Source organism: Paenibacillus sp. FSL R7-0026 (assembly GCF_038004485.1).
Lineage (GTDB): Bacteria > Bacillota > Bacilli > Paenibacillales > Paenibacillaceae > Paenibacillus > Paenibacillus xylanexedens_A.
The window spans coordinates 3,749,057-3,775,509 of the sequence record NZ_JBBORG010000001.1; the positions used below are offsets into that span (position 1 = coordinate 3,749,057).

Here is a 26,453-nt window from a genome sequence, read left to right on the forward strand (position 1 = left end):
CTTATACTCAGGATAATTGCTGTGCCTTCAATTTGAGTTCATTCAATATCTGCATCGCCTGAAGAGGCGTCATATTCATGACATCGATATCTTTCATCGTACGGATGAATTCTCGCGCTGGTTTATCCACCGCAACTACATCCGGTTTCGTTGCCACACTTGGCTCATCATCCCCAAAGATGGACAGTTGAACCACATCCGAATGGTTTGCGCTGGACTGTCCTTTGCTGTTTGATTTCTTGGTATGTTGCTTCCCGGCCGACTCTTCAATAGAAGGTGTGTACTCTGCACTCTCCACAATCTCATGTTCCCGAATCAATAGTGCTGAATCCGTGTGTTGGAATTCTACACCTTTTACATTCGGGCCTGCTTCCTGCTTTTCGTTTCCGATGTATTCACTGCCCACAGCTACTTGTGCGGCCGCATGTTCAAACCCATGCAACAGTCCATTCGCCCGCTTTATAATGCTATCAGGCAGACCTGCAAGGCGTGCACAATAGATACCATAACTGCTGCTGGCTGCCCCGGCAATCAATTTGCGCAGGAAATTAACTTTGTCACCACTCTCCTGTACCGCCATCGAGTAGTTGGCCAGCTTGTCCAGACTCTCCTCCAGATGAGCAAGTTCATGGAAATGAGTTGATACAAGGGCTTTACAGCCGATAATATCATGTACATATTCAATAACAGACTGAGCAATCGCCATACCTTCGCTGGTCGATGTCCCACGTCCCAATTCATCGATTATAATCAGACTGCGTGGAGTGGCTTTGTCCGTCATGACCTGAATGTCGGCCATCTCCACCATGAATGTGCTCTGTCCACCAATGAGATCATCCGCGGCACCGATCCGTGTGAAAATGCGATCCATGATCGGCACTTCCGCCTGACCCGCAGGTACAAAACAACCCACTTGTGCCAAAATGGAGATTAAAGCGACCTGTCGCATATACGTACTCTTACCAGCCATATTCGGACCGGTAATCAGCAGAATACGTGCCTCTTCCTTGGTCATTGCGGTGTGATTGGCAATAAATGCGCCATCTCGCATAACCGCCTCAACGACCGGATGGCGTCCTTCTTCCACAACCAGATCATAACCGTCGGTCAACGTAGGACGTACAAAGTTTCGCTCAGCACTGATCACCGCAAAAGATTGATACACATCAATTTCTGCTACCTGTTCAGCCAGCTTCTGCAATCTTGCAATCTCTTTGTTCAGCCGCTCGCGAAGCTCTGCGAACAGTCCATACTCAATATCAACCATTTTGTCCTGAGCTTCGAGAATCAGTGTCTCTTTCTCCTTCAACTCCGGCGTAATATATCGTTCTGCATTGGCAAGTGTCTGTTTACGTTCATAACGTCCCTCTGGCAACGAGGACAGATTGGACTTGGTGATCTCGATATAATAACCAAACACTTTGTTATATCCAATCTTCAGCGATCGAATGCCTGTCGCCTCACGCTCTCTCGCTTCAAGCTCCGCAATCCACTGTTTCCCGTTAACCGAAGCCCCACGCAATTCATCCAGACGTTCATGGTACCCTTCACGGATCAGACCTCCGTCCCTTACCGATACCGGCGGCTCGTCCACAATGGCTTGCCCGATGGCTTCACGCAGATCATTGCAATCATCCATCGTTTCGGCAATATGTTGCAATGTTGCGGAAGATGATCCTGCGCAATGCTGACGAAGTCCTGGAATTTTCTCCAGCGATGACTTGAGCGCATTCAGGTCACGACCATTGGCATTACCAAACGCAATCCGGCCTACCAAACGCTCCAGATCATAGATGTCTTTAAGTTCTGCCCGCAGGTCCTCACGCAATATAAACTGGTTGTACAGCGTATCCACTGCTTCAAGACGCTCATTAATTTTCCCTTTTTGCAATAATGGCTTATCGACCCAGCGACGCAGCATTCTTGCACCCATGGACGTCTCCGTCCGATCAAGTAACCAAAGTAATGAACCTTTTTTGGAGCGTTCACGCACAGTTTCAACCAATTCCAGGTTCCGGCGGGTAAACGGGTCCAAGATCATGTAATGATCGGGCTCATACGTTGAGATTTGAGTTAATTGCCCCAGAGAACGTTTCTGTGTCTCACTCAGATAGGAGAAAAGACGCGCAATGCACGCTTGACGTTCAGGCTCTAATCTTGCCCATACAGCCTCGCCAAACTGCTGACGGACCAAATCCTCCTTATTTTTTGTCCACGACGTGTAGACCACAGGGCGACCGATTGGAGACGCCTCGGCTTCTACCGTTTCAAGCAGCGCTGCATCCCCCACCAGCTCTGATGGTTCGTAGATGCCGATTTCATCTTTAAGCCATTCCTTGGAATAGGGCACGGATGTCACATATAACTCACCCGTTGACAGATCACAGGCCGCGAGCGCCAGCGTATTTTGATTACCTGTAAGACAAACCATGTAGTTGTTGGATTTGTCACCCAGTGTCTTGCCTTCCATTACCGTTCCGGGTGTAACCACACGTACAATTTCACGTCGTACCATGCCTTTGGTTACACTTGCATCTTCCATCTGTTCGCAAATTGCAACTTTATATCCTTTTTCAATCAGACGCTGTATGTAATTGTCAGCCGAATGATAAGGTACACCGCACATCGGAATTTTGTCATCCGTGCCTCCATTACGTGCGGTCAGCGTGATCTCAAGTTCACGAGCAGCATTAATCGCATCCTCGAAGAACAGTTCATAGAAGTCACCCAGTCTAAAAAATAGAAAAGCATCTTGTGCTTCGGCCTTCACTTGCAAATATTGTTGAATCATTGGCGTATACTGAGCCATGATGAATATCCTCCATCCTGTTCCTATAATGTCAGGAAGAAACGCGTCCTGGAAGGACAATAAGACGGTCAGGCACTGTGTTTGCGCCTCCGCCTTATGTGTTGGCTAATCGCCACTTCCTTCAAAGGTTGCTGCTCCATATCTTCCGTAGTAGCTTATTACTCATAAAAGACTTGTTTCTTATTATATCAAAAAAACGTCCGTACTTCATGAACCTGCCCGAATATTCCAGAGTTTGCGAATATCGCGGCTCTCATCCCAAGTTCTTCCTAGTTTTAATTGAAGGATTAACGGAGACGCATACCGTTCATAACGTGCATATCCATCCAACCTCTTCAGATCATCTACGAGAGCTGGAATGTGTTCCTTAATCACTTCACGCTTTCCTTCATAAAAAGCGGTATGAACCTCAGCTTTCGCCAAAGGACGCTGCCGTAATTGAGTATACCCGCTCGCGATCAGACCTGCCAAGGCCACAACACCTTTTGCAACAAGGGGCGACACAAGAAAGCTGGGTAACGTACGATACTCAAACCCACCATAGGATTTCAGGCGAAAATCACCAAGTGCTCCATAACGGGGTCGTCTTCCCGATCCTCGTGGGTCTTGCAGAAATGCCAGTGGCAATGCCAGATAATTGTCCAGTGCACGAAGCAGTTCCCCGGTAAGATTCACCCCGCTAAAATGAATATGACCACCCAGAGGTAATCCCCGTTGTGGCATCCCTCCTGCCTGCCAGATGAGCGAGTGATCACTGATACTGCGGGAAGCGGCTGCGAATGCCCTCATCAGATGGGCCAGCAATTCTCGTGGTTCGGAGCTGGGAGTCGGTCTCAGTTCGGCAACCGGATATATGCGCCGTCCACCAATCGTCACGGAATCACAGCCTGCCAATCCGGTACGTTCAAGAAATTTGGAGGCGGGTACGATTTTGGATTCCGGCATCTGAACCAGAAGGAACTCGGGGTCCATGCCGAGTATCGGAGTGGGTCTGTGACTCACTTCCTCATCCAGCAGTTCCTGATGCTGCTTCCAGCTTTCCCTATAGGTAGCAGCAAGGTTGGTCACCCCTTTCCAGGGACATGGATCAATCGAAATCACTGCACAACCGCCGTTCCCTGAGGATTCCATTCGAACAGCTCCATGATCCAGTCCTAGCGTATACAGCGTTTTGATCGCAAGTCGTTCTATGCGCTTGAATAAGGTTGAACTCGCTTCACGCTCCAATAGAGTTTCCTGTGCCCCTCCCATGCCACTAGTATCCTTGCGTTTGATCCGAATCGCCTGCAGACAGCTTATCTCTACGTCATAGCGTACACGCAAGCCTGGTTCACGTTTGCGCCGATCGTGCAGTGACAATACTTCAATGCCTGCCTGTTTCAACCGCTCTGCACGTTCTCCAGAAGTCATCCTTTCATATCGGCGCAGCGCTTCCTCCGCTTGTTCCATCACATTCATTACGTCCCCCCTCCCGGATCATGCAACTAAAATAAAAATAACCCCGCAATGCGGAGCCTTCCCGTGAAAGGTATTCCAGGCACATTGCGAGGCTCGTTACCACCCATTTTTTAATATTTAAGAAGAAAGAGGGCTTACGCCCTCTTCACCGCGCCTTCTGGCGCATATGATACCTTAGGTTATCAAATACAGGCGTCAAACTCACAGCTCATCGTCGAGCAGATCGGGATCGAGATCGTCATAATCTCCATCGGCACTGCCAAAGTCATAGTCCTTGTCTTCGTAGTCACCGCAACCATCTGTGCAGACCTTCACACAAACTTTGGTTTCGGCAACGAGTTCCACAGCGAATTCCCGTTCTACCCGGATAATTACACTGCTTCCACCTGCTGATACTGTGGCTTCCACACAGCTAGGTTCCTGCGTTGCATCCGCAGATACCTCTACTGTGGAAGTCCGGTGTTTCGGGTCCAGATAGGACAAAGGCACATGTTCTACATACGACACCGTTTCTTTGGCTACATCCGTCTGCGAATTCTTGTCATAGGAATACCAAATGTTGATATCGTAAGTACCAATAACTTCAATTCCGTCACCCGCTGATACGGCTTCATATTGGTGGTTGATAATCCAAGCCCCCAAAATACTTGTCGGACCATTTGGCGGAGTCACGGTATGTGTTACGGTAGAGAACTTACGACCTTTGCCGCAGATCGCCTTCGTGATAATCTCTCTACATTGATGTTTATGACTCAATGACATCTTTAAACCTCCTCCATACAATCATTCACTACAAGTGTATGCAGGGCATTCGTCTAGGGTGACAACTATTTTCTATTATTCGTTTGTAGATTGGGACCGGTCCGATATTGGGGACGGCGCTTTGTCCTTCTTCGCGACTTTCAGATACAGCGCGAGTTCACGGCACAGCTGGAGAATTGCGGAACGAATCTCGAATTCTTCCCTTGTATCCGGCAGCTCCATACGTTTGAATTCTTCTTGCACATCCGCAAGAAGTTTTTCAGTTCGTCCGGTGTAAGATTCAGTAAGTACATCCTGACTAAGCTGATCGAACAGCTCCGATACCATTTCCGCATGAGGCATCTTCTGATAGATCTGTGACACCAGATGCATCATGTGCTGGATGGAGTCCAACTGCGTTTTGCGCATATAGAAGTAGACACTCCATTCCTCATTCGGATGAATCACCTGATTCTCCAGAGAACGCTTGGCAGCATCAATACCGCCCAGAATCGCTTTATCTGCTTCAATCAGCTCTCTCCCCGCCCACGCTTCATTGGGATTACGCAGCGTGGCTGCAAATTCCTTAAAAATCTTCGAGAAGAGTTCATCAATTCGTTTGCGAATGCGCAGCATCTGTGGATCTGCTGCCGGCATATAGGCCAGGTTCACCGCCATTGCGGAACCAAGACCAATTAACAGCAAAGCAATTTGTACGAGGACGACATGCACGTCCATCTCCCCGCCGCCGAACACCCGAAACACCACAACAGAACCTGTAACAATACCTTCTTTGAAGCCTACCCGGACAATAGCCGGGAATGCGATCAATATGTATACCGCCAGCACCCAATAATGGAAGCCTAGAAAGTGAAAAAGTACACTTGCAAATAAAAGTCCAACTACGGAAGCAAAGAACCGTGCCGATATGGTGCGAATACTTCGTTTTCTCGTTACATCCACGCCAAGAATGGCAAGCAATCCCGCTGATGTTGGTCCCGGCAAGCGACACCAGTCTGCAATCAATACAGCCATTAATGCGGCGATTGCAGTTTTAATTACCCTAAAACCCATTTAACATTCCATCTCCTCTAAGCTGCAAAAAAATTCTTAGCCAGCTCGTCGCCTCATTCATTTATCATGACTAGTATGTCTCATCCAAATGTAAACTAGACGACATCAACCGACATGCGCATGCATGCCGGTCACAGCAACACGCCCCGAATGAGGGACGCTGGCAAGTTAGATCGTTGCGACAGAACCTCAAGGCCCTCTTCTCCAATCATCGCATTCATTCCGGATCTGCGCGGAATAATCATACTAAATATGGTACTTGATTTTACGGTATCGGGCAACGTGACACCCCTTGTGAAATTGTATACATATCATACCCGGTCACATTGCGAGTAAAACACTTCTGAATCACCTGCGGCCAGACAGCATTTTGCGTTCTGCATAGACAACAAGTTGGTACATGGCTGTTGCAACTGCAGCAATAATTAACAGACTCGATAATACAAGTGTGAAGTTGAATACCTGGAATCCGTAGATAATGAGATAACCGAGCCCTTGTTTGGCGACCAAAAACTCACCCACAATTACACCCACCCAAGCCATGCCCACGTTCACTTTCAAAGTGGATACAATCGCCGGAAAAGAAGCAGGTAATACAACTTTTGTAAAAATCTCGGAACGGTCTCCACCAAACGTACGAATGACTTTAATATAATTGGGATCCACTTCATTGAAGCTGTTATACACGACCAGCGTCGTGATAATGACCGTGATGGACAATGTGGTCATGACAATCGCTGTAAAACCCGCGCCGAACATCACAATAAAGATCGGGCCAAGTGCTACCTTTGGCATACTGTTGAACACAACCATATAGGGGTCCAACACTTTGGACAAAAAAGGAGACCACCAAATTAAAACCGCAAGCAAGGTTCCCACCAGTGTTCCCAATAAAAAACCAACTGCCGTTTCCCCTACGGTTACCCCAACATGTGCCCACAACTCGCCACTAGCGATGTCCTTGCCAATCTGGGCAAAAACCTTACTCGGATAACTGAACAACAACACATCAATCCAGCGAAGTCTGCCTGCGACTTCCCATAGCAAAAACATACATACTAGCATAGATAACTGTACGGCAAGCACTTGATGTCGCCATCTGGCCACCTGCTGAATATGATTCCGATGCAGCTGCCCCATCCATTCGTCACGCTTTTCCTGCTTCGGATTCATTGGATTCACGCGTCTCCCTCACCTCCCCCGGACTGATCCAGTTCACTCCACAACGCCTGAAACAACGCATTGAATCCTTCTTGCTCCCTGGCATGGAAGGGCTGAGCCTTCCGAATTTCATCGGGGATGATAAACTCACGACGGATGCGGCCGGGATTACGATCAAGCACAATGACGCGGTCACTGACCGCAATGGCTTCAGACAAATCATGGGTGACGAGAACAGAGGTTTTTCCAAACTGTTTTAACGTGTCCGAGACCAGATCCTCCAGTTGCAGCTTGGTTTGATAATCAAGTGCTGAGAATGGTTCATCCAACAATAAAATTCCCGGGTCGGTTGCCAACGTGCGCACCAGAGCCACTCGCTGTCTCATACCCCCTGAAAGTTCTGACGGGTACTGATTCTCCGTTCCGGCCAACCCCATACTTACCAGCAGTTCCCGTACACGCTCACGGCTCCGTTCATCCAGTCTGCCTGTCAGTTCAAGACCGATCAAAGCATTATCCAGAATGGTCCGCCATGGAAACAGATAGTCCTGTTGAAGCATATAACCAATCTGTGCTGAGGGGCCGCCAACGAGTTTGCCTTTAACCTTAACCTCTCCTCGGGTGGGTGTGAGCAGCCCGGCGATGATCGACAACAATGTCGTTTTACCGCATCCACTCGGTCCAACCAGACTGACGAACTCTCCTTTTTGGATCTCCAGACTCAAGTCCTCAATCACCAAGGAAGCTTCCCGCTCGCTGACGTATACTTGAGAGATCCCCTCCAGTCGGATCACACTTTCGGATTCAGGCATTCTGCTCACTTCCTTTCCTGAATACCCCATTACTTTGATTTCGTAACTTCTTCCGCATAGGCATTATCCACAATGGCGTTCAAATCCACACGTTCTTTCAACTCTCCGGCGGCACTCATGACATCAAGCAGATTGTTCCACTCTTCCTCATCAATGATTGGGTCCGTTGCATAGCTGCCCTGTTCCTTATAACGATTCACACTGCTTACCATAATGGCTGGATCGATGTCTTTGAAAAAAGGAGAAATGACTTCAGCAATCTCTTCAGCCGTATGGGAATCCACCCATGCCTGCGCTTTGTGTAGACCATTCGTAAACTTCTGTACGATATCCTTATTGTCGTTAAGATAACTCTGTTTCGTCATGAAGACGGTGTAAGGCAGAAGACCACCTTCTGTTCCAAACGATGCAACAACCTTACCCCGACCTTCTTGTTCAAAGATGGATGCCTGGGGTTCAAACAGTTGAACATAATCCCCCGTGCCTGAGGCAAAAGCAGACGCAATGTTGGCAAAGTCCACATTTTGAATCAGCTCCAGATCACTTTGAGGATCAATGCCATGTTTGTTCAGTGCAAACTCCCCTGCCATTTGCGGCATGCCGCCTTTGCGTTGACCGAGAAATGTGGAATCCCTCAGTTGCTCCCAATCGAAGCTACCTTCTGTGTTACGAGCGAACAGAAATGTACCATCCGTCTGGGTGAGCTGGGCAAAGTTAATGACCGGATCTTCAGCTCCCTGCTGATAGACGTATATGGACGTCTCCGCTCCTACCAGTGCGATATCCACCGAACCTGCGAGTAATGCCGCCATCGTTTTGTCACCACCAGCAGTCGTTTGAATATCCACCTCAAGTCCCTGCTCTTCAAAAAAACCTTGAGCCACAGCCACATACTCCGGTGCGTAAAATACCGAACGAGTCACTTCGCCAATCGTAATCTTGGCTTCATTCTCTTCCTTATTACAGCTGGTGAGCGCCACAATGATAATCAGCAGAATAACGATGCCCCGGACGAACCATGGCGTGTATTTCATGTTGTTTCCCTCCTTCACTGGTTTCAGCAGTTTCTCTCTATTATGGATATGCCGATGCCCAACAAAAGGTTAAGAACTTAAATGCAAAAAAGAGCCGGGCAATAATACCCGACTCTTCAGCTCTTCGAAATGTTATTTAATATGTTATTTATGGGATATCTACAGCTTGTAAATCTCGGCATATTTGGCTTCCAGATAATCAGCCAGATAATCCGGGTTCAATTCTTCACCCGTTACGGCAACAATCAATTCGGAAGGTGTGCGACTTCTACCATACCGGTAGATCTTGTCTGTAAGCCATTCCTTAATTGGAATCAGATTACCGTCGGCAATGAGGGTATCAAATTCCGGCATTTCCTTGCGCAATGTATGTAGAATTTGAGCTGCATACATATTACCCAGAGAATACGAAGCAAAGTAACCAAAGTCACCACCGGACCAGTGAACATCCTGAAGAACGCCGTCTCCATCATTCGTTGGCATAATACCGAGATATTCCTTGTATTTTGCATTCCAGGTCTCCGGCAGATCTTTCACTTCCAGACCATCATTGAATAACATTTTCTCAATCTCATACCGGATAATAATGTGCAGGTTATAGGTCAGTTCATCCGCTTCAATCCGAATGAGTGAACTCTCCACCCGGTTGATTGCACGATAGAAATCTTCCAGTTCAACCTCGCTCAGTTGCGGGAAATGCTGCTGCAAATCTTTGTAATAACGTGTCCAGAATGGCAGACTGCGCCCAATCATGTTTTCCCAAAGACGGGACTGGGACTCATGAATCCCCATGGACGTTCCTTCGGCAAGAAGGGTACCCGCAAGACTGTCATCAATATTTTGCTCATACAAGGCATGTCCGCCCTCATGTAGTGAACTGAAGACTGCGCTTGCTACATCATCTTGCAGATAATGTGTTGTGATCCGCACATCACCCGGGTTAAGACCCGTTGCAAAAGGATGAACACTCTCGTCCAATCGTCCAGCTTCAAAGTCATAGCCCATTTGTTCCAGGATGAACAGACTGAATTTTTCCTGCTGTTTGGTGTCAAACAACTGATTCAGGAACTCTGTATTTGGCTTGTTTTCTGAAGCATTAATCTTCTCTTGTAGAGGCACCAAACGTGCTTTGAGGCGGGCGAACACAGCGTCCACTTTCTCAACCGTCAGATCCGGTTCATACATATCAAGCAACGTATCATAACGGGTATCCTTCACACCCCAATAATCAATAAACTCCTGTTTGAGCTTAACGATATCTGTCAGATAAGGCGAGAAACCTGCAAAATCACTGTTATGCTTGGCATCTTCCCATGCCGTTTCAGACTTGGCAGTTAGCACGGTATATGCTTGTACTTTTTCCGGTGGTACGGATTGACTGCGATCATATTCTTTCTTGCAATCTTCAACCAGACGACGATCTATATCTTCGAGCTGTTCCAATACTGCTGGAGTCGTTAATGCATCCAGGTAAGTCTTCATGTCAGCCGAGGTTTGCAGCTTGAATGCTTCGGTGGACAACATACCCAGCGTCTCCGAACGAGTCGGAACGCCTTTTTTCGGCGCACCTGTGCGCAGATCCCAGTGAAGCAAACCAATGGCTTCATGATAGCTCTTAATTTTACGAGCCAGATTACGGAAGGATTCCAAATGTTCCTGTGTTTGTTTATCCATTGTTATCGTTCACCTCTTCAAAAAAAATGTTATACCCTATTGATGATACTTTTTGCATTGCGTATAATCAACTTTTAACAGATGAAAAATGCATTGTTCTCCTAAAGATACGTGTTCAAAAAGTCTGGTTTTCATTACCGATAAGATAGAAATGGCGTTCAACTTCGATGCTGATGATGCCCTCAGGCATGATTTGTAATCAAAAGTGGACTTTTTGAACAACCTCTAAAGGGTTGGAGTAATGCCATCTGCTGACCGTGAAACACTATTAATGCAAAGGCGCGTAGGACAAGCTGCATCATATGCAAGTGGCCGTGCTCGTCGTATTGGATAACAGGAGGCAATGGACATGAACAACATTCAAGAGATTTTGGCTTACAACAAATCATTTGTCGAGACCAAAGAATACGAAAAGTATACGGCTGGCAAGTTTCCAACCAGAAAGATGGTTATCATCACTTGTATGGATACACGTCTTGTGGAATTGCTGCCCAAGGCCATGAACCTGAAAAACGGTGATGTGAAAATCATCAAAAACGCAGGCGCAATTATCTCTCAGCCTTTCGGGAGTGTAATGCGTAGTGTACTTGTCGCCATCTATGAACTGGGTGCAGATGAAGTCCTGGTAGTGGGGCATACGGAATGTGGTATGGCTTCCCTTCACGCTGAGACCATGATTGGACATATGGTTGAGCGTGGCGTATCGGAAGAAGTCATGACAACCCTGGAGAATTCAGGCATCCGTTTGCAAAAATGGTTGCGCGGGTTTGACAGCGTCGAAGAAGGGGTAAAACATACTGTGGAAGTGATCAAGAAGCATCCTTTACTTCCTCCCAATGTACCCGTCCACGGCATGGTTATCGATTCTGCCACAGGTGAGCTTGATCTTGTCGCTGAGGGGTATGGACAACAGGCATCTCTCTAAATGGTTTGGAGTGCGGACCTTATGGTTCGCACTTTTTTTGTCTAAATTAAGGCAGTTGTTCTGTCAGGTTGTCAAACCATACAGTTTCAGTGTACACTTTTTATGAAAGCGGTCAAAGAAAGTAAAAACGATTGTTCTCTCTGACCTAGCCCTAATATTAAGGAGACATGTGCATGAACATACTTTCCTACGGATTACTCGGGCTGCTTACCCGCGAGGAGTCATCGGGCTATGATCTGATGCTGAAAATCCAGCCTCATTGGCAGGCGAAACACAGCCAGATCTATCCACTCCTGTCCAAGATGGAAAACGATGAGTTATTGGCCTCCCGCTGGGTACAACAGTCTGACAAACCGGACAAGAAAATGTACGCAGTTACGGAAAAAGGCATTGAAAAGCTCTTGGAATGGATGATTACTCCTGTTACCGCACCGGTTACACGCGATGAATTTAATTTGCGTATTTTGTGTGTTGGCATAGCGGAAGACGGAAGCATGAGACGCATTCTTAACGAGCGTAAAAGCTGGTTTATGGAACGCATACGTTATTTCGAGGATCTGAAGTCACGTATACCTCAGGATAATCTTCGTGTAGGCAACCGAGATTTTGGAAGCTACATCCTGGTACAAAAAGGGTTAATGCACGCACAAACAGGCCTGGAATGGTGTCATTGGGTTACCCAATTGCTTGATGGCCAAGCTGCAATTCAAGACCCAAGTCCAAGCGTTTCAGAAATTTAATAAAATTTGAAACGTTCCTGCAAGTTGACCGTATTACATGAGTAAGGCCCATTTTTGGGCGATTCAAACAAATTAATCGGGGGGTTACGATCTTTACAATGAAGAAAAAATTCGGAGTTAAACATCTAATGATGGTATTTATGGCCTTTACATTATTGTTCGCAACAGTGGGAGTAACGAATCCGGATTCTGCAGATGCAAGACGTGGTGGCGGATTCAAATCCGGTACAAAAAGTTATAGCAATACACCTAAGAAATCCGACAGCAATGTAAGCAAATCGAATACGAATAACAACTCCAGCAATGGAGCAGCTACAACGAACCGTGGCGGATTCTTCGGCGGTGGCGGCGGATTCATGAAAGGCATGATGCTTGGTGGTCTTGCTGGTATGATGTTTGGCGGATTGTTCGGTGGCATGGGCGCTCTGGGTAACATCCTTGGATTGCTCGTGAACGTTGCAGCAATTATGTTGATTGTTATGCTGGCTATGGCACTCTTCAGAGCCATCTCCAATCGTCGCAAACCTGCAGCGGATGGTCGTTATGACCGTCGCAATGATCGTGATGATGACCGTAACAGAAACGGACGGTACTAATCTCTATGGTTCTTAGCATGGATGAAATTGTGAATGCAATCTGTATTCACATGGCAGAACGTAAGGGTGTACGTCCAACCGATGTGAATGTAGAACTGAGTTGGGAAGAAGATACAGGTTATTCCGCTGAAGTTTGGATTCAAGGCCGTAGTCAATATCTGGTGGAGTCCAATATGATTGAAGCGATTCTTCGTTACCTGCACAGTGAATACAACATCCGGGCGTACCGTGAGAATGTACGACTTGATCTGGATGAAGAAATCACAGCGATTGTTAATCAATAAGATAGGTCAGTCACTGGCCTGATATACGAAAGACCGCCTCCCCTCTGTCGCCTGACAGAGATGGAAGGCGGTCTTTTTTTTCTGTATTTGTAGCTTTATTTGTGTGTCTATTATAGTCTCTATACGTCTCTGTGTTACGTTCTAATTCTTGGAAACTACGATTGAAGTTTAACCAGGCTGTAGTTCTTCTTACCTTTACGTATAATGATGAATTTACCGCCAATGGCATGCTCTGCCGAGACTGTGAATTCAAGCTCTGTGATTTTCTCACCGTTCATGGAGATCGCGCCTTTAGTGACATCCTCACGCGCCTGGCGTTTGGATGGCTCCAACCCCAGATCTACGAGCCAGTCGACGATATTTTTCGCTTCGCCGTCCGTTTCGAATGTTGGCATTTCCTTGAAACCCTGCTCGATTTCATCTGCTGTTAGGGAACGGATATCACCACTGAACAGCGCCGCTGTAATACGTTTAGCCTGTTCGAGCATTTCTTCGCCGTGAACAAATTTTGTCATTTCTTCCGCGAGTGCTTTCTGTGCTTCACGTCTGTGCGGTTCTGTCTCTACCTTTTCAGCCAAAGCTTCAATTTCTTCTTTGCTCAGGAAGGTAAAGTATTTCAAGTATTTGATCACATCACGGTCATCTGTATTCGCCCAGAACTGGTAGAATTCAAATGGTGTCGTTTTGTTCGGATCAAGCCAGATTGCTCCGCCAGCTGTTTTACCAAATTTCGTACCGTCGGATTTGAGCATGAGCGGTATGGTCAGACCGTACGCCTTCGCTTCAGATCCTTCTTTTTTACGAATCAGATCAAGACCACTCGTGATATTCCCCCATTGATCAGAACCGCCGATTTGAAGCTGTACATCTTCGTTTTGGAACAGGTGCAGGTAGTCGAGTGATTGAAGGATCTGGTAGGAAAACTCGGTGAACGAGATTCCGCCCTCCAGTCTGCTCGCAACTACATCCTTAGCCAGCATGGTGTTGAGGTTAAAGTTTTTACCGTAGTCACGCAAGAATTCAATCACATTGATTTTGTGTGTCCAATCGTAGTTGTTCACCATGCGAACCTGATTATCGCCATCTGTTACGAACAACTTTTTCATCTGCGCTGTCAGTGCATCCACATTCTCCTGCACTTGCTCCATCGTTTGCAGAGAACGCTCTGCCTGACGACCACTTGGGTCACCAATCGTGCCTGTAGCTCCACCAATCAGAATGACTGGACGATGTCCTGCCAGTTGAAAACGTTTCAGCATCATGAATGGAATGAGATGTCCGATATGCATGCTATCCCCCGTAGGGTCAACGCCGCAGTACAGTGAGATTGATTTGGTTTCAGTCAACTCACGCAGTCCCTCTGCATCCGTCTGCTGGTTAATAGCGTCACGCCACTGTAGTTCATCAATAATATTCATTTGTATAACCCCTTTTCTATCCTCAAGATTCAGTCATGATCTACGTTAAATTACGAAATAACACCCTGGAGCGGCTTTTTTGGACACAAAAAAATCGCCTCCTTGTCTTCATTAGACACAGGGACGATTATCATAACCGTGGTACCACCCAAATTGCATGGACAACACGTGAGCTTAACACGTTATCCATACCACTTTTGGCAATATATCGTTTGCCCATCCGCTTGGCATTACCCAAGTACTCCAGAGTGTAATTCGCAGCCCTTGTATGTATCAGGTTCCATCAACCCCTGACTTTCTGTAACAGGGACAAAGCCGCTACTGCGCTCTATCAACGTGATTCATGTATTCAATTTATAGCAAGTATAGCCGAACGTCTCAGTCATTGCAAGACCAAGTATGCAATCTTTGAACAGAAGATCGGATGCATAATTGAAACCAGATTATATAATCATCATGTTCAATTATCCGTGATAATAACCATAGGCTTTCTCCGCAATCTGATCCTCATTGTTCCAAAATTGCTGATCCAGCGCATCTAACTGGTCCTCTTGTTCCTTTGTCAGTAATTTAGGAATATCCCACAGTTCAGTAAGCCTTTCATCCTCTTTCAGATGCTCCATGCAGCCGTATGCTGACGTTATAATCTCCACGACTTGAGTCGCACCAATGGTATGTAATGCCCGCAACGCGTAACGGTATACCTCTTCCCCCCAGTTACAGAAAAACTGTATAAAACCGCCGTTAAAGATATCCGCCTCTAACAGCCATAAAGCAACAATGTCCTGCTCGTTCGAAGTCAACGAAGCCCAGCCCTGTTCAGATTCATTCTTTTTTTTGACAAATAACACAGCATAGTCATACCATACATCATTAATATCTTGCTCGCTCACGTAACACACCTCATTTTTATTTATTTCATGCCCTCTAACTCCTGACGTTTACCCGTCTGATGCCAATGTAAATACGGATCACCGATCTGCTGGAAGGCTTCCTGAACACCCCTGTTTAGTTCCTTCATCACATCATTTGTATAGTTCAAATGCGTCTCTTTATTATCCACGCCATGTCTTTCCAACAACCCTACATGCGTCGCGGTGAAAATAATATCTTCCAGCAACCAATAGATGACTTCATCCGGCTGTTTCACCCGTTTCTCCAATGAGACGAGACCACGTTCGTATATTCGTACGATATACGTATCTTCTCCAGTCTCTACATAGGGCACCCCATCCCATTTAAAGCTCTCAAACAAGCGGTTAACATAGTTCTGCATCTGTTCCCTAGGGAAAGACGTACGCTCTAAAAGCTGTAAAAGGATGTCTGCCAATTGTTCTTTGCTTAACATGTTGGACATGAATGCACCTGCCTCTATAAAAGTAACGTCGAAGACAGAATGAAAAAATGAAAAAGCTGCCGAAGGCAGCCTCTTCTTCCATACTGTTCAATCAGGTCCCACAAAAAGTCTGATACGAAGTATTGCACTGTGCAGGCAGTTCGGCATATTCAGCCTGCTCAGGTGAGTGCGCGAACGGGTCTGAAAGAACTGCCAAAAGCTTCTGCATCACGCTAAGATCTCCGTGGTTCTCCGCTTGCTCAAGGGCTTCCTCGACCCGATGATTGCGGGGGATGACCGCTGGATTGTTCGTTCTCATCAACTGCCGAGAGACTTCCTTCTCCTCTTGCTGTCTGTCCAATCTTGCTTGCCACCGCTCATGCCATTCAGCAAATTCTGTCGTGCCAAACAAAGCTGTCCCTTCCAATGTATCAAAAGTCAAAGCCAGGAACGTATTGGTGTAATCTGCACTATGCTTCTCCATGAGTTCAAGAAGCTCCTTGATCAATGCTTCATCTTCGGCCTCTTCATCCAACAAGCCCAGTTTGGCACGCATTCCCTGGAGCCAATGATGATGGTACAATTCAGAAAATTGTGCGATAGCATCCTGAGCGAGTTGCACGGCCTGTTCTTCATCTTCATGCAACAACGGCAGAAGCGTCTCGGCAAAACGAGCCAAATTCCACCCGGCAATATACGGTTGATTACCATAAGCATAGCGACCTTGCCTGTCAATAGAGCTAAATACCGTTGACGGATTGTAAACATCCATAAAAGCGCATGGACCATAATCAATGGTCTCACCACTAATGGCCATGTTATCCGTGTTCATCACACCATGAATGAAACCAACACGCTGCCATTGGGCAATGAGAGCCGCCTGCCGCTTAATCACTTCCTGAAGGAGCAAAAGATAGCGATTCTCAGCTTGAGCAACATCAGGAAAATGTCGATGCAACGTGTAATCAGCCAACGCCCGAAGATCTTCAACAGACCCCCATCTAGCTGCGTACTGGAAGGTTGCTACCCGGATGTGACTGGAAGCCACACGGGTCAATATGGCCCCAGGCCGCTCTGTTTCGCGGATAATGTTTTCTCCTGTTGATACCACCGCCAGACTGCGTGTCGTTGGGATACCCAGTGCATACATCGCTTCACTAATAATATACTCTCGCAACATGGGCCCTACAGCAGCACGTCCATCTCCTCCACGAGAGTACGGTGTTCTCCCTGAACCTTTCAGCTGGATATCCACTCGCTCGCCCTGTGGCGTAATCTGTTCACCCAGCAGCAAAGCGCGTCCATCACCAAGCATGTTAAAATTGCCGAATTGATGTCCTGCATAGGCCTGAGCCAAAGGCTCGGCCCCTTCCGGAATCAAATTACCTGCAAAAATTTGCGCTCCTTTATCACTGTCAAGAGACTCCACATCCAGTCCCAAGCTGGATGCAAGCAGTCTATTAAAAATGATTAGCTTTGGTGATTCAACAGGCACTGCGCCCTGACTTGTAAAAAAGGGTTGCGGCAACTGCGCATAACTATTCTCCAAGTTCCACCCTTTGTTCAACGTTTCTTGTAGCATGGTGATCACAACTCCTTTTCTGTACCAGGGGATATCCCCTGGTTTTATTTTAGCCTTGTGAACCGATGCTCATTTATGTAGTCGCATGGAAATTCAATGTAGGGAACATCTAAAATGTTCTTGATGAAACTTTAGCATATTTGCATGCCTTTTGCATTCCTCATGAATCGTAAGCACCAAAAAATCCAAGAGGTTTCTTTGCCAAGTGGAATCATTGTCTTGCATTCCACTTCTCAGAAAACCATCTTGGATCTATTCCGCTTACTTACTACCAGATGACACGTCTGTTATTACATGGATTACGTGTGTGCTTCCTGAGCCTGTACAGGCTGTACTGGCAAGCTCTCTTTTTTCCAAGCAAGGTTAAAGAATACATTAAGCAGGATCGCTGACAGGCTTCCCGTGATAATACCATCGCTAACAATAATCCGAATACTTTGAGGAAGCTGGGCAAACAGGTCGGGTACAGCAGTAACACCGAGCCCAAGTGAAACGGAACAAGCCACGATTAATAGATTGGATTGTTTGCCAAAGTCGACGTTTTGCAGCATTTTGATCCCGGATGAGACGACCATTCCAAACAGGACAACAGTTGCTCCTCCGAGGACAGCACTTGGAATAATGGTTGCAAAAGCAGCTACCTTCGGAATGAGTCCCAGAAAGACCAGTATACCTCCGGCTGCAACAACAACATTGGTCGTTTTCACTTTGGAGAGCTGAACCAAACCAACATTCTGTGCAAATGTATTGTATGGAAAAGCATTAAATATGCCGCCAAGGACAAACGCAAGACCTTCCGCGCGATATCCCCGTGCCAGATCTTTTTCGTTGATCGGTTGATCACAGATTTTGCTCAAAGCCATAAATACACCTGTTGATTCGATGATAACCACCGTACCTACAATAATCATTGTAATGATTGGACCGATTTCGAAGGTAGGCCATCCGAAGTAAAAGGGTTGAGGTAAATGGAACCAGGAGGCTTCCTGTACAGCGGCAAAGTTCACTTTTCCCATGAAAGCTGCGATGAGGGTCCCCACGATAATACCCAGGAGAACAGCCAGAGATTTAACAAAACCACGAGCATATCGATTCAGAATAAGAATGAAAAGTAATACACCAAATGAAAGCGCCAAATTGTCCAAACTTCCGAAATTCTCGCTGTTTGCTCCACCCGCCATGTTTTTAATGCCGGTTGGGATTAGCGCAAGACCGATGATGGTTACCACTGTACCGATCACAACTGGTGGAAACAATTTGACGATTTTGCTGAAAAATACGGCAAAGATGACGATAAATAACCCGGCTGCGATGATCGACCCATATATGGCAGGAATTCCATATTGCGATCCAATCGCAATCATAGGTGTCACCGCTACAAAAGAACTTCCGAGCACCGCTGGCAAACCTATACCCAGATACTTCCCTTTCCGAGCCTGAAGCCATGTTGCAATCCCACACGTTAACAGGTCAATGGATACCAGATACGCCAACTGCTCTGCAGTCAGATTTAGTGCTCTGCCCACAAGCAAAGGCACCAGAATTGCTCCCGCATACATCGCGAGTACGTGCTGAATCCCCAGTGAAAAAACTCTCATCTTTTTGGTTTCTTTCATCCCACGTTGCCCCCCTGAAATTAGAATCAACAGAACCGCTGCAAAATCATGTTATGTTGATTCACATTATATAAACTATTCAGGGAAGTTCCATGATTCATAACATAGAATTGTGATAAGAGATAAAGAGCCCAACTAAAATTGGGCATGTTATACAAAAGGTATTCTCATACCGTTTATTTCGCGTTATATTAGTTAACACAGAATAACGAAAGTACTCTTTACACTCAGAAGCAATGAAACATGAACTTTGGATTTAACTTCAGTGATTCATGTAAATGCATAATGTCAGAACATCAAATTTTCCTATTCTCAGCTTGTCGAGTTAAGAGGTTTGATGTTAAAACGTTGCTCTATTACCTCTCCGTTCTGGTGAACCCTCTCCGTAAAAAACACTTCTTCTCTGTTCATCAGAACAACGGATGAAGCTCTGGTTCCATAGTCGAATTTTTCACTTTTTACGAAGATGGGAGAAAGCAAACGTTCCCATTCCAATGGAACACCTGTATGAGGCAATAGTTCATCCACTGAAGGGTCTGCCATTTGCAGCAAACCTAATATTTGTTCTGTCAGGGTACCTTCGTCCTCCCCGTTGATGATTTTCTCCAGCCCTTCTTTTCCACGTTTTACCTTGGGCCAATCTGTATTGATCAAGTGATTACTAATCCCGTATATTCCCGGTTTCAACTTCATCACAACATTACCCACATTAGAATAATAATAGAGGTCGTCAGGATCACCCACTAACAAATTGTAGCCAGGATAATCATTTTGGCTTTGCTCCGCATATTGCATATATTGCTTGGGTGTGGACGTTCCCTTTAAAAAATCTGCAACCAGATCTCCTCTTGAACCTTTGGCATGTACATCTTCATTCGGATCACGATAATTCGTGACAGCAGCCAGACGCCCCTCTGTGGTTACGCCCATCCAGGTTCCCATTTTCAACAAATCCCGGCCAGCCAATATATGAGGATGATCTTCCCAATAGTGTGCTTGAGCCGTAGGTCTATGATAGAATTCATCCCTATTTGATCCCAATATAAGCGGATACTTTGGATGCATGTTGTAAGCAAATAAAATTAAACACATGGGAATCTTCAACTCCTATATTCGTTAAACCTCTAATTTCGCGCCTTTATATCGCATAGTCAACTACAACTACATCTTCCACCCAACCATCCAGGGAAGCTACAAATGCCTGATGAGCAGGATGTGGACCATAGGCGCGCAATGCCTCCTGATCTTCAAACGTCACTCTCAATCCAATGGTATAACCTTGAATACGGTCCGTTTCTTCCGTTGTATTGATCCCTGCAGTCAGCGCGACAATCCCCGGGATTTGTTCCTGTAACGCGAGTAATTGATCCACCAATTCCTGCTGTTTGGCTAGTGTAGTTTTATCGTTAAATTTAAAAACAACCAAATGTTCAAACATCTTTTTATTCCTCCTATGTCCATTCGAATAGTAAGGCAATTTCGTTAAATGAAGTCAATTCAACAATTCCAATCCGCCCATCATATAGGGGACCACTCTGTTGGCTAATTCAGCCGGGGATTCCTGCCCGCCTTCAATATTCCATCGATAGGTCATTCCATAGATCGACCAGCTTAGCATCGTTGCCGTAATTTTCAGCGTTTTGGGATCTACATCCCCCGCTACTTTGCTCATTAATTCAAGAAGGAATTGCTCCAGTTGAGTCTTGATGTTCTCTTCAATAATTGGTGCAACTGTCTCATATTTTTTGATGCATCCATTACTTGAGACGTGATAGTCACATAATGAAAATATAAGCTGCTGTATGGTTTCGGCTGATAACCGGGCATCCGGGTCCACCCTTTTCGTTACATATTCCATAAAAGCATCCGATAACAAGGCTTCAAGCAGTGCATATTTATCCTGAAAATGGGCGTAGAATGTAGCCCTGTTAATTGTGGCTTGTTCCGTAATGTTTTGAATCGTAATGCTGTTGAAATTTTTAAGATTCAATTGGTTTAAAAACGCATCAAGAATTAATTGACGTGTGCGAATCACACGCGGATCATTCGAGTTTGGAGACAATACACCAGACATGTACCAATCCTCCTTTGTACACAAAATATTTGGTTAGACTCCTTCATTATAGATAAGTGTTATTTGTTCAACAAGTGAAAGTAAGTACAAATACACCATACAATAATCCGTGTCTTTCGCTTAAGCAACAAAATGCTCCGATTGTTGGTTGAGCATGCCTATAGACCTTGTTAAGATTGCACTCGTACCCGCTTGATGGTGCATAATAATGGAGGTGCTTAGTTTGAGTAATCAACAACATAATGTTATTTCTACGGAGTTTCTGTTCCAACCATACACTGTTCAAAAATTAACCCTGTCCTCGCGCATCGTTATGTCCCCCATGGCTCGTGCCTTCTCCCCGGATGGTGTCCCGGGCCCCGATGTAGCCGCATATTATCGTCGGCGTGCCGAGCATGGTGTTGGACTCATTATTACAGAAGGTGCGACGATTGAGCATCCATCAGCATCAAGTGAGCCTAGAATCCCTCATATGTATGGAGAAGCAGCTCTTCAAGGCTGGGCTGAAGTGGTCAAACAAGTCCATGAAGCCGGCGGCAAGATTTTTCCGCAGATTTTACACATGGGAATCGTTCGTCCTTCCGGATCTCAGCCTCACCCCGAGGCTGAATCACTTAGTCCATCGGGAGTTGATATGGAAGGTACTCAAGTAGGTGCACCCATGACGGAGGCAGAGATCGCAACTGTGATTCAAGCTTATGCCGATGCAGCGGCCAATGCGCAAAGTATTGGTTTTGACGGAATTGAGCTTCACGGTGCGCACGGTTTTCTGATCGATCAGTTTTTCTGGAAAACAACGAATAGGAGAACGGACCGCTATGGCGGTGACCTTCAGAAACGAACTCAATTTGCAGTTGAACTTGTAATGGCAGTTCGTGCTGCGGTAGGTCCTGATTTCCCTATTGCGATGCGGATTTCCCAATGGAAGATGAATGATTATCAAGCCAGACTGTTCGACACACCCGAACAACTGGAACAATTCCTTCGTTTGCTGGTTGACGCTGGTGTAGATATCTTCCACTGCTCCACACGACGCTTCTGGGAGCCCGAGTTCGAAGGATCTGAACTTGGATTTGCAGGTTGGGTACGGAAGCTGAGTGGTCAAACCACCATTACCGTCGGTTCTGTGGGTATGCCAGATGAACCTGAAGCAGGAGCAGATAAAGCAACACATCCAGGTATGGGCGAACTCATGAAGCGATATGAGCAACAGGAATTTGATCTGGTAGCTGTGGGACGTGCACTCCTTGGTGATCCGGCGTGGGCTGCCAAAATACGCGAAGGCCGCATATCTGAGATACAGGCTTTTACACCTGAAGCACTCGCTACGTTACACTAAGAACAATTACTTATTGTTCCAGAGATTTTTTCTCCCCTATATATAGGTTTGAACTCATGAATCAACTATACTAAGCAAAGGGCTCGCTTTCCCTCCGGGATTGCGGGTATTTTGTTTTTTGGAGATATCTGTCCGATCAGACACTTCGAGCAATAGCAATATCGTTCAAGAAAATTCCTTCTTTGCAACCTATAATGATCTTAACTTACCAGAAAGAAGGTGCATCATGACTCGGGAAGTCCGGACTGTCGTTTTTGATAGCGATTTACAGCTAGAAGCTTATCAATTTGAAGGCATTATGCAGAAGTTTCCCAATCATTTTCATGACTATTACGTCATTGGATTCATTGAACAAGGCAAGCGACACCTCGTCTGCAACAACGAAGAATACATTCTGAATAGTGGTGACATGATTGTCTTTAATCCACATGATCCTCATGCCTGCGAACAGGTCGATGGTAGAACCCTCGATTATCGCTGTATCAACGTCCAGCCTGAGATTATGCGAGAGTATGCAAAAGAGATTACTGGACAAGCTTACTTGCCACGGTTCACATCCCCCGTTCTCTATCAGAGTGAACTTGTGGGTTCCCTGCACGAGCTTCATCAGATGATTCTGGAGGAGCAATCGGATTTCTGCAAAGAAGAATTGTTACTCTTTCTGCTGGATCAATTAATGCGAGATTATTCGGATGCTGAACCGCCTGTTTCCACACAGGATGTTACCTTGGAGATCAGACGCATATGTGATTACATAGAAGCTCATTACATGGAGAGCATCTCGCTGAACGAGTTAGCCGATTTGACGGAGATGAGCAAGTATCACCTGCTGCGTTTATTCACTCGCCAGAAAGGCATATCACCCTACCGCTACCTGGAGACGATTCGTATTAACCAAGCCAAACGTCTGCTGGAACAAGGTCTGCTTCCCATTGAAGTAGCTGCACAGACAGGATTCAGTGACCAGAGCCATTTCACGAATTTTTTCAAAAAACTGATCGGCCTGACGCCCAATCAATACAGACGTATCTTCAATCATGATACGGAGTTGAAACGAACCACCACTAACATCGTATGACGAGTCATCATGGTCATCAAAACACTAAAGCCCCTACCGGACATCTACTCGCTTTGTTTACTATACTGATCTGGGGAACTACGTTTGTCTCGACCAAGGTTCTTTTGATTGATTTTACTCCTGTAGAAATTTTATTTTTCCGTTTCCTGATCGGGTATTTGGTACTGTTATTGATCTATCCACGTTCACTGCGGACCGCCTCATTCAGAGAAGAATGGTTATTTATCGGAGCAGGACTATGTGGAGTGACTCTATATTTTCTCATTGAAAATATTGCGTTGCTTTACACAACGGCTTCCAACGTGGGTGTTATTGTCTCCATTGCACCGTTCTTTACTGCCGTACTCGCACACTTCTTCTTAGATGGTGAGAAGTTAACGCGCCGCTTTATCATCGGATTCGGGATTGCCTTGAGCGGTATCCTACTCATCGCCCTGAACGGCAGTTTCATTCTGCAACTGAATCCGATAGGTGATCTGCTTGCTTTTATAGCACCTGCGGTATGGGCGATATACTCTGTATTGATGCGCAAAATTGGCGAGCTTCCCCATCACACTATCGGTGCCACACGCAAAGTGTTCTTCTATGGCCTGATCTTCATGCTGCCAGCTCTTTTCCTGTTTGAATTCCATTGGGAACTCGGGCGCTTCACAAGTATGACCAACCTTTCTAATGTTCTCTATCTCGGTCTGGGTGCTTCCGCGTTGTGTTTCGTGACCTGGAACCAGGCCGTGAATCTTCTCGGAGCTATCAAAACGAGCGTATATATCTATCTGGTGCCTGTCATTACTGTTGTGTCATCTGCACTGATTCTTCAAGAGCAGATAACTTGGGTGATTGTACTCGGTGCGTTCTTAACCCTACTTGGCTCTTACATTTCAGAACAAAAAGGACACAAGCTTAACAACAAAAACACTAATCCGCATAGGGGTTAGTGTTTGCTTCATTTTTCACTGATAAAACTGAACATCGTGGTTGACCACCGCTGACATGCGCAGAAGTCATTCATTTTATCTCATTTAATTGAGACAGCAGAATCTCCAGTTCCTCTTGCTCCAGTTGACGCCATTGCCCCCGCTCGAGTTGATCCAGCGTAATATTCATAATTCGTACACGCTCCAGCTTGAGGACTCGGTACCCCAAGGCTTTGCACATTCTCCGGATTTGCAGGTTGAGACCCTGTGTCAAAATAATACGAAACACATTGTCACTTTGCCTATACACTTCGCAGGGCTTGGTCACCACGTCCAGAATTTCAACCCCTTCAGACATGGACTTTACAAATTGATCTGTTATGGGTTTGTCTACAGTCACTACATATTCTTTATCATGATTATGCTCCGAACGCATCATCTTGTTCACAATGCCTCCGTCATTCGTAAGCAAAATCAACCCCTCAGATGCCTTATCCAGCCTGCCTATCGCAAATATGCGAGAAGGATAATTTATATATTGAATGATGTTCCCCTCCACATGTTCTGCTGCTGTGCAGACAATACCGATGGGTTTGTTCAGAGCAATGTAGACAGGTTCGCTGTCATTACGAGGAATCTCTTTCCCATCAATGTGTACTACATCGTGAGGTTCAACTTCCGCCCCTTTTTCACATACCCTGCCATTGATCGTTATACGTCCAGCTGCAATTAAACGGTTCGTTTCCCTGCGGGAGCAGAATCCCGTTTCACTTATGTATTTGTTAATTAACATGTGTCACCACTTCTCATCTATAGTATTGCCACTTGTTCTTAGAGTGCTGGTACGTTCTTCGCTTCGTGCAATGAGTTAGTACCTTGTACTGATTTTCATTCCACATCATCTCATTTATACTGAAACGAAGCAATAAATTGTTATATAAAAACACATACAACGTTACATAGGAAAGCCAAAATACACTCTGGAAGGAGTTTCTCATGTACAAAGTTACTCGATTTACAATTGACCCCGATAATCCAAACCAAGACTCTGGCATGTGGATTGGTGGAGAGACTGCATACGTTTCCGACTGGCCACTCAACCCTGAGGGTCAGCCTTTATTACATCTGTTCTCCATCAATTGCAATACACTTTCACAGCAGGTCCATATCCCATCTTTACCACAAGATAAATATATCTCGGTCTTCTCAACCTACTCTGCCTCCGAATATTTTCTGGATCAGGTAACCTATACGGGAGATGAGCTGGAATGGAACGAGAATATTGTTGCCGGATGCACTTATGTCTCGGTATCTTCGCATCCACTCACTTCCGTATGTCCCGTTCCACCCATTCCGTTAAGCGGCGTACGTTTAATTGAGATGGAGTTAGACGATCAGGAGTTCCCTGCATTTCCATTTTTCTCTCCCACTGTACCAAACGGTGTGAAAGGAATTGACCATTTGCTAGAAGAACATCAACTGGTTTGTCAAATATATTCCGGAGATTTTCCTGAGCCTTATCGGGATATATTGGGTCTTCCCGATGCAAACGGTTATTTATTTTTGCGAAGGGGTCCCGCGTCTGCTCACGCACCATTCGATGGAATTTTCTTTGTACAGACTGCTTAATAGCGATACGTGGAAGTCAGGTTCATCATATAGAAAAATTAATTAGAACGTTTCCCGTCTACTCAGACAGGGAACGTTTTTTATATATGTACGTGTTACTATCTTCGATCAATACAGATACCAAACACTGTTAAAAAGTCATATGGATTGAATCATATC

At 45.8% G+C, this 26,453-nt stretch carries 25 protein-coding genes and 1 other annotated feature; of the genes, 8 read left to right on the forward strand and 17 right to left on the reverse strand.

From position 1 onward, the window contains the following. Positions 1-7: 7 nt before the first annotated feature. The 8 genes from mutS to MKY44_RS16560 all read right to left on the reverse strand — a co-directional run bounded on the left by mutS (position 8) and on the right by MKY44_RS16560 (position 10,763). Positions 8-2,809, reverse strand: coding sequence for a DNA mismatch repair protein MutS (mutS, locus tag MKY44_RS16525; protein WP_341007902.1), 2,802 nt, complete (start codon positions 2,807-2,809; stop codon positions 8-10). A gap of 207 nt (positions 2,810-3,016) precedes the next feature. Next, complete coding sequence (locus MKY44_RS16530) at positions 3,017-4,267, reverse strand: putative amidoligase domain-containing protein (protein WP_341007903.1); 1,251 nt, start codon at positions 4,265-4,267, stop codon at positions 3,017-3,019. A gap of 201 nt (positions 4,268-4,468) precedes the next feature. Beyond that, a complete protein-coding gene (locus MKY44_RS16535; protein ID WP_017687912.1) occupies positions 4,469-5,029 on the reverse strand; it encodes an outer spore coat protein CotE in 561 nt (186 codons plus the stop codon). Positions 5,030-5,104: 75 nt separating this feature from the next. Next, positions 5,105-6,082, reverse strand: coding sequence for an aromatic acid exporter family protein (locus MKY44_RS16540; protein ID WP_036613548.1), 978 nt, complete (start codon positions 6,080-6,082; stop codon positions 5,105-5,107). 348 nt (positions 6,083-6,430) lie between these two features. Further along, the gene (locus MKY44_RS16545; RefSeq protein ID WP_445670690.1) at positions 6,431-7,222 is read right to left on the reverse strand and encodes an ABC transporter permease; all 792 of its coding nucleotides are present in this window, start codon (positions 7,220-7,222) and stop codon (positions 6,431-6,433) included. A 38-nt stretch (positions 7,223-7,260) separates the two neighbouring features. Further along, a complete protein-coding gene (locus MKY44_RS16550) occupies positions 7,261-8,055 on the reverse strand; it encodes an ABC transporter ATP-binding protein (RefSeq protein ID WP_341007904.1) in 795 nt (264 codons plus the stop codon). Positions 8,056-8,084: 29 nt separating this feature from the next. Beyond that, complete coding sequence (locus tag MKY44_RS16555) at positions 8,085-9,089, reverse strand: ABC transporter substrate-binding protein (protein WP_341007905.1); 1,005 nt, start codon at positions 9,087-9,089, stop codon at positions 8,085-8,087. A 159-nt stretch (positions 9,090-9,248) separates the two neighbouring features. Further along, complete coding sequence (locus tag MKY44_RS16560) at positions 9,249-10,763, reverse strand: carboxypeptidase M32 (RefSeq protein WP_341007906.1); 1,515 nt, start codon at positions 10,761-10,763, stop codon at positions 9,249-9,251. A gap of 349 nt (positions 10,764-11,112) precedes the next feature. Here MKY44_RS16560 and MKY44_RS16565 point away from each other — a divergent pair, with 349 nt between their 5' ends. The 4 genes from MKY44_RS16565 (at position 11,113) to MKY44_RS16580 (ending at position 13,308) form a co-directional block, all read left to right on the forward strand. Then, positions 11,113-11,688 (forward strand): beta-class carbonic anhydrase, encoded by a 576-nt coding sequence (locus MKY44_RS16565; protein ID WP_100527356.1) that lies wholly within the window; start codon positions 11,113-11,115, stop codon positions 11,686-11,688. 173 nt (positions 11,689-11,861) lie between these two features. Further along, positions 11,862-12,428, forward strand: a complete 567-nt coding sequence (locus tag MKY44_RS16570; protein WP_036613540.1) for a PadR family transcriptional regulator — start codon at positions 11,862-11,864, stop codon at positions 12,426-12,428. A gap of 98 nt (positions 12,429-12,526) precedes the next feature. Beyond that, positions 12,527-13,024, forward strand: coding sequence for a hypothetical protein (locus MKY44_RS16575; RefSeq protein ID WP_036613538.1), 498 nt, complete (start codon positions 12,527-12,529; stop codon positions 13,022-13,024). 5 nt (positions 13,025-13,029) lie between these two features. Then, positions 13,030-13,308: a YxcD family protein gene (locus tag MKY44_RS16580; protein WP_017687903.1), complete on the forward strand. Its 279-nt coding sequence runs from the start codon at positions 13,030-13,032 to the stop codon at positions 13,306-13,308. A gap of 155 nt (positions 13,309-13,463) precedes the next feature. Here the strand turns inward: MKY44_RS16580 and tyrS are convergent, their stop codons facing one another. The 8 genes from tyrS to MKY44_RS16620 all read right to left on the reverse strand — a co-directional run bounded on the left by tyrS (position 13,464) and on the right by MKY44_RS16620 (position 21,334). After that, the gene (tyrS, locus tag MKY44_RS16585; protein WP_036613950.1) at positions 13,464-14,726 is read right to left on the reverse strand and encodes a tyrosine--tRNA ligase; all 1,263 of its coding nucleotides are present in this window, start codon (positions 14,724-14,726) and stop codon (positions 13,464-13,466) included. A gap of 116 nt (positions 14,727-14,842) precedes the next feature. Continuing rightward, positions 14,843-15,070 (reverse strand) — a binding site (T-box leader). 120 nt (positions 15,071-15,190) lie between these two features. After that, a complete protein-coding gene (locus MKY44_RS16590; RefSeq protein WP_341007907.1) occupies positions 15,191-15,619 on the reverse strand; it encodes a DMP19 family protein in 429 nt (142 codons plus the stop codon). Positions 15,620-15,639: 20 nt separating this feature from the next. Beyond that, on the reverse strand, positions 15,640-16,083 hold the full coding sequence (locus tag MKY44_RS16595; protein ID WP_341007908.1) for an Imm63 family immunity protein: 444 nt from the start codon (positions 16,081-16,083) through the stop codon (positions 15,640-15,642). A 91-nt stretch (positions 16,084-16,174) separates the two neighbouring features. Further along, positions 16,175-17,644, reverse strand: a complete 1,470-nt coding sequence (locus MKY44_RS16600; protein WP_341007909.1) for a protein adenylyltransferase SelO — start codon at positions 17,642-17,644, stop codon at positions 16,175-16,177. 299 nt (positions 17,645-17,943) lie between these two features. Continuing rightward, a complete protein-coding gene (locus MKY44_RS16605; RefSeq protein ID WP_341007910.1) occupies positions 17,944-19,260 on the reverse strand; it encodes a nucleobase:cation symporter-2 family protein in 1,317 nt (438 codons plus the stop codon). 312 nt (positions 19,261-19,572) lie between these two features. Further along, positions 19,573-20,352, reverse strand: a complete 780-nt coding sequence (locus MKY44_RS16610; protein WP_076317589.1) for an NRDE family protein — start codon at positions 20,350-20,352, stop codon at positions 19,573-19,575. Between the two features lie 46 nt (positions 20,353-20,398). Next, entirely contained in the window at positions 20,399-20,698 is a 300-nt protein-coding gene (locus MKY44_RS16615; protein ID WP_341007911.1) for a Dabb family protein, read from the reverse strand. A gap of 54 nt (positions 20,699-20,752) precedes the next feature. Further along, the gene (locus tag MKY44_RS16620) at positions 20,753-21,334 is read right to left on the reverse strand and encodes a TetR/AcrR family transcriptional regulator (RefSeq protein ID WP_076317587.1); all 582 of its coding nucleotides are present in this window, start codon (positions 21,332-21,334) and stop codon (positions 20,753-20,755) included. 223 nt (positions 21,335-21,557) lie between these two features. Between MKY44_RS16620 and MKY44_RS16625 the strand changes: the two genes are divergently transcribed. The 3 genes from MKY44_RS16625 to MKY44_RS16635 all read left to right on the forward strand — a co-directional run bounded on the left by MKY44_RS16625 (position 21,558) and on the right by MKY44_RS16635 (position 24,686). Continuing rightward, on the forward strand, positions 21,558-22,673 hold the full coding sequence (locus tag MKY44_RS16625; RefSeq protein ID WP_341007912.1) for an NADH:flavin oxidoreductase: 1,116 nt from the start codon (positions 21,558-21,560) through the stop codon (positions 22,671-22,673). Between the two features lie 226 nt (positions 22,674-22,899). Continuing rightward, entirely contained in the window at positions 22,900-23,751 is an 852-nt protein-coding gene (locus MKY44_RS16630; RefSeq protein WP_341007913.1) for an AraC family transcriptional regulator, read from the forward strand. Beyond that, positions 23,748-24,686: a DMT family transporter gene (locus MKY44_RS16635; protein WP_341007914.1), complete on the forward strand. Its 939-nt coding sequence runs from the start codon at positions 23,748-23,750 to the stop codon at positions 24,684-24,686. The genes MKY44_RS16630 and MKY44_RS16635 overlap by 4 nt, the downstream gene beginning before the upstream one ends. 70 nt (positions 24,687-24,756) lie before the next feature. On the opposite strand, the gene MKY44_RS16640 is transcribed toward MKY44_RS16635, so the two are convergent. Then, positions 24,757-25,458 (reverse strand): pseudouridine synthase, encoded by a 702-nt coding sequence (locus tag MKY44_RS16640; protein WP_076317583.1) that lies wholly within the window; start codon positions 25,456-25,458, stop codon positions 24,757-24,759. Positions 25,459-25,661: 203 nt separating this feature from the next. Between MKY44_RS16640 and MKY44_RS16645 the strand changes: the two genes are divergently transcribed. Then, positions 25,662-26,294 (forward strand): DUF1963 domain-containing protein, encoded by a 633-nt coding sequence (locus tag MKY44_RS16645; protein WP_341007915.1) that lies wholly within the window; start codon positions 25,662-25,664, stop codon positions 26,292-26,294. The last annotated feature ends 159 nt before the right edge of the window (positions 26,295-26,453 follow it).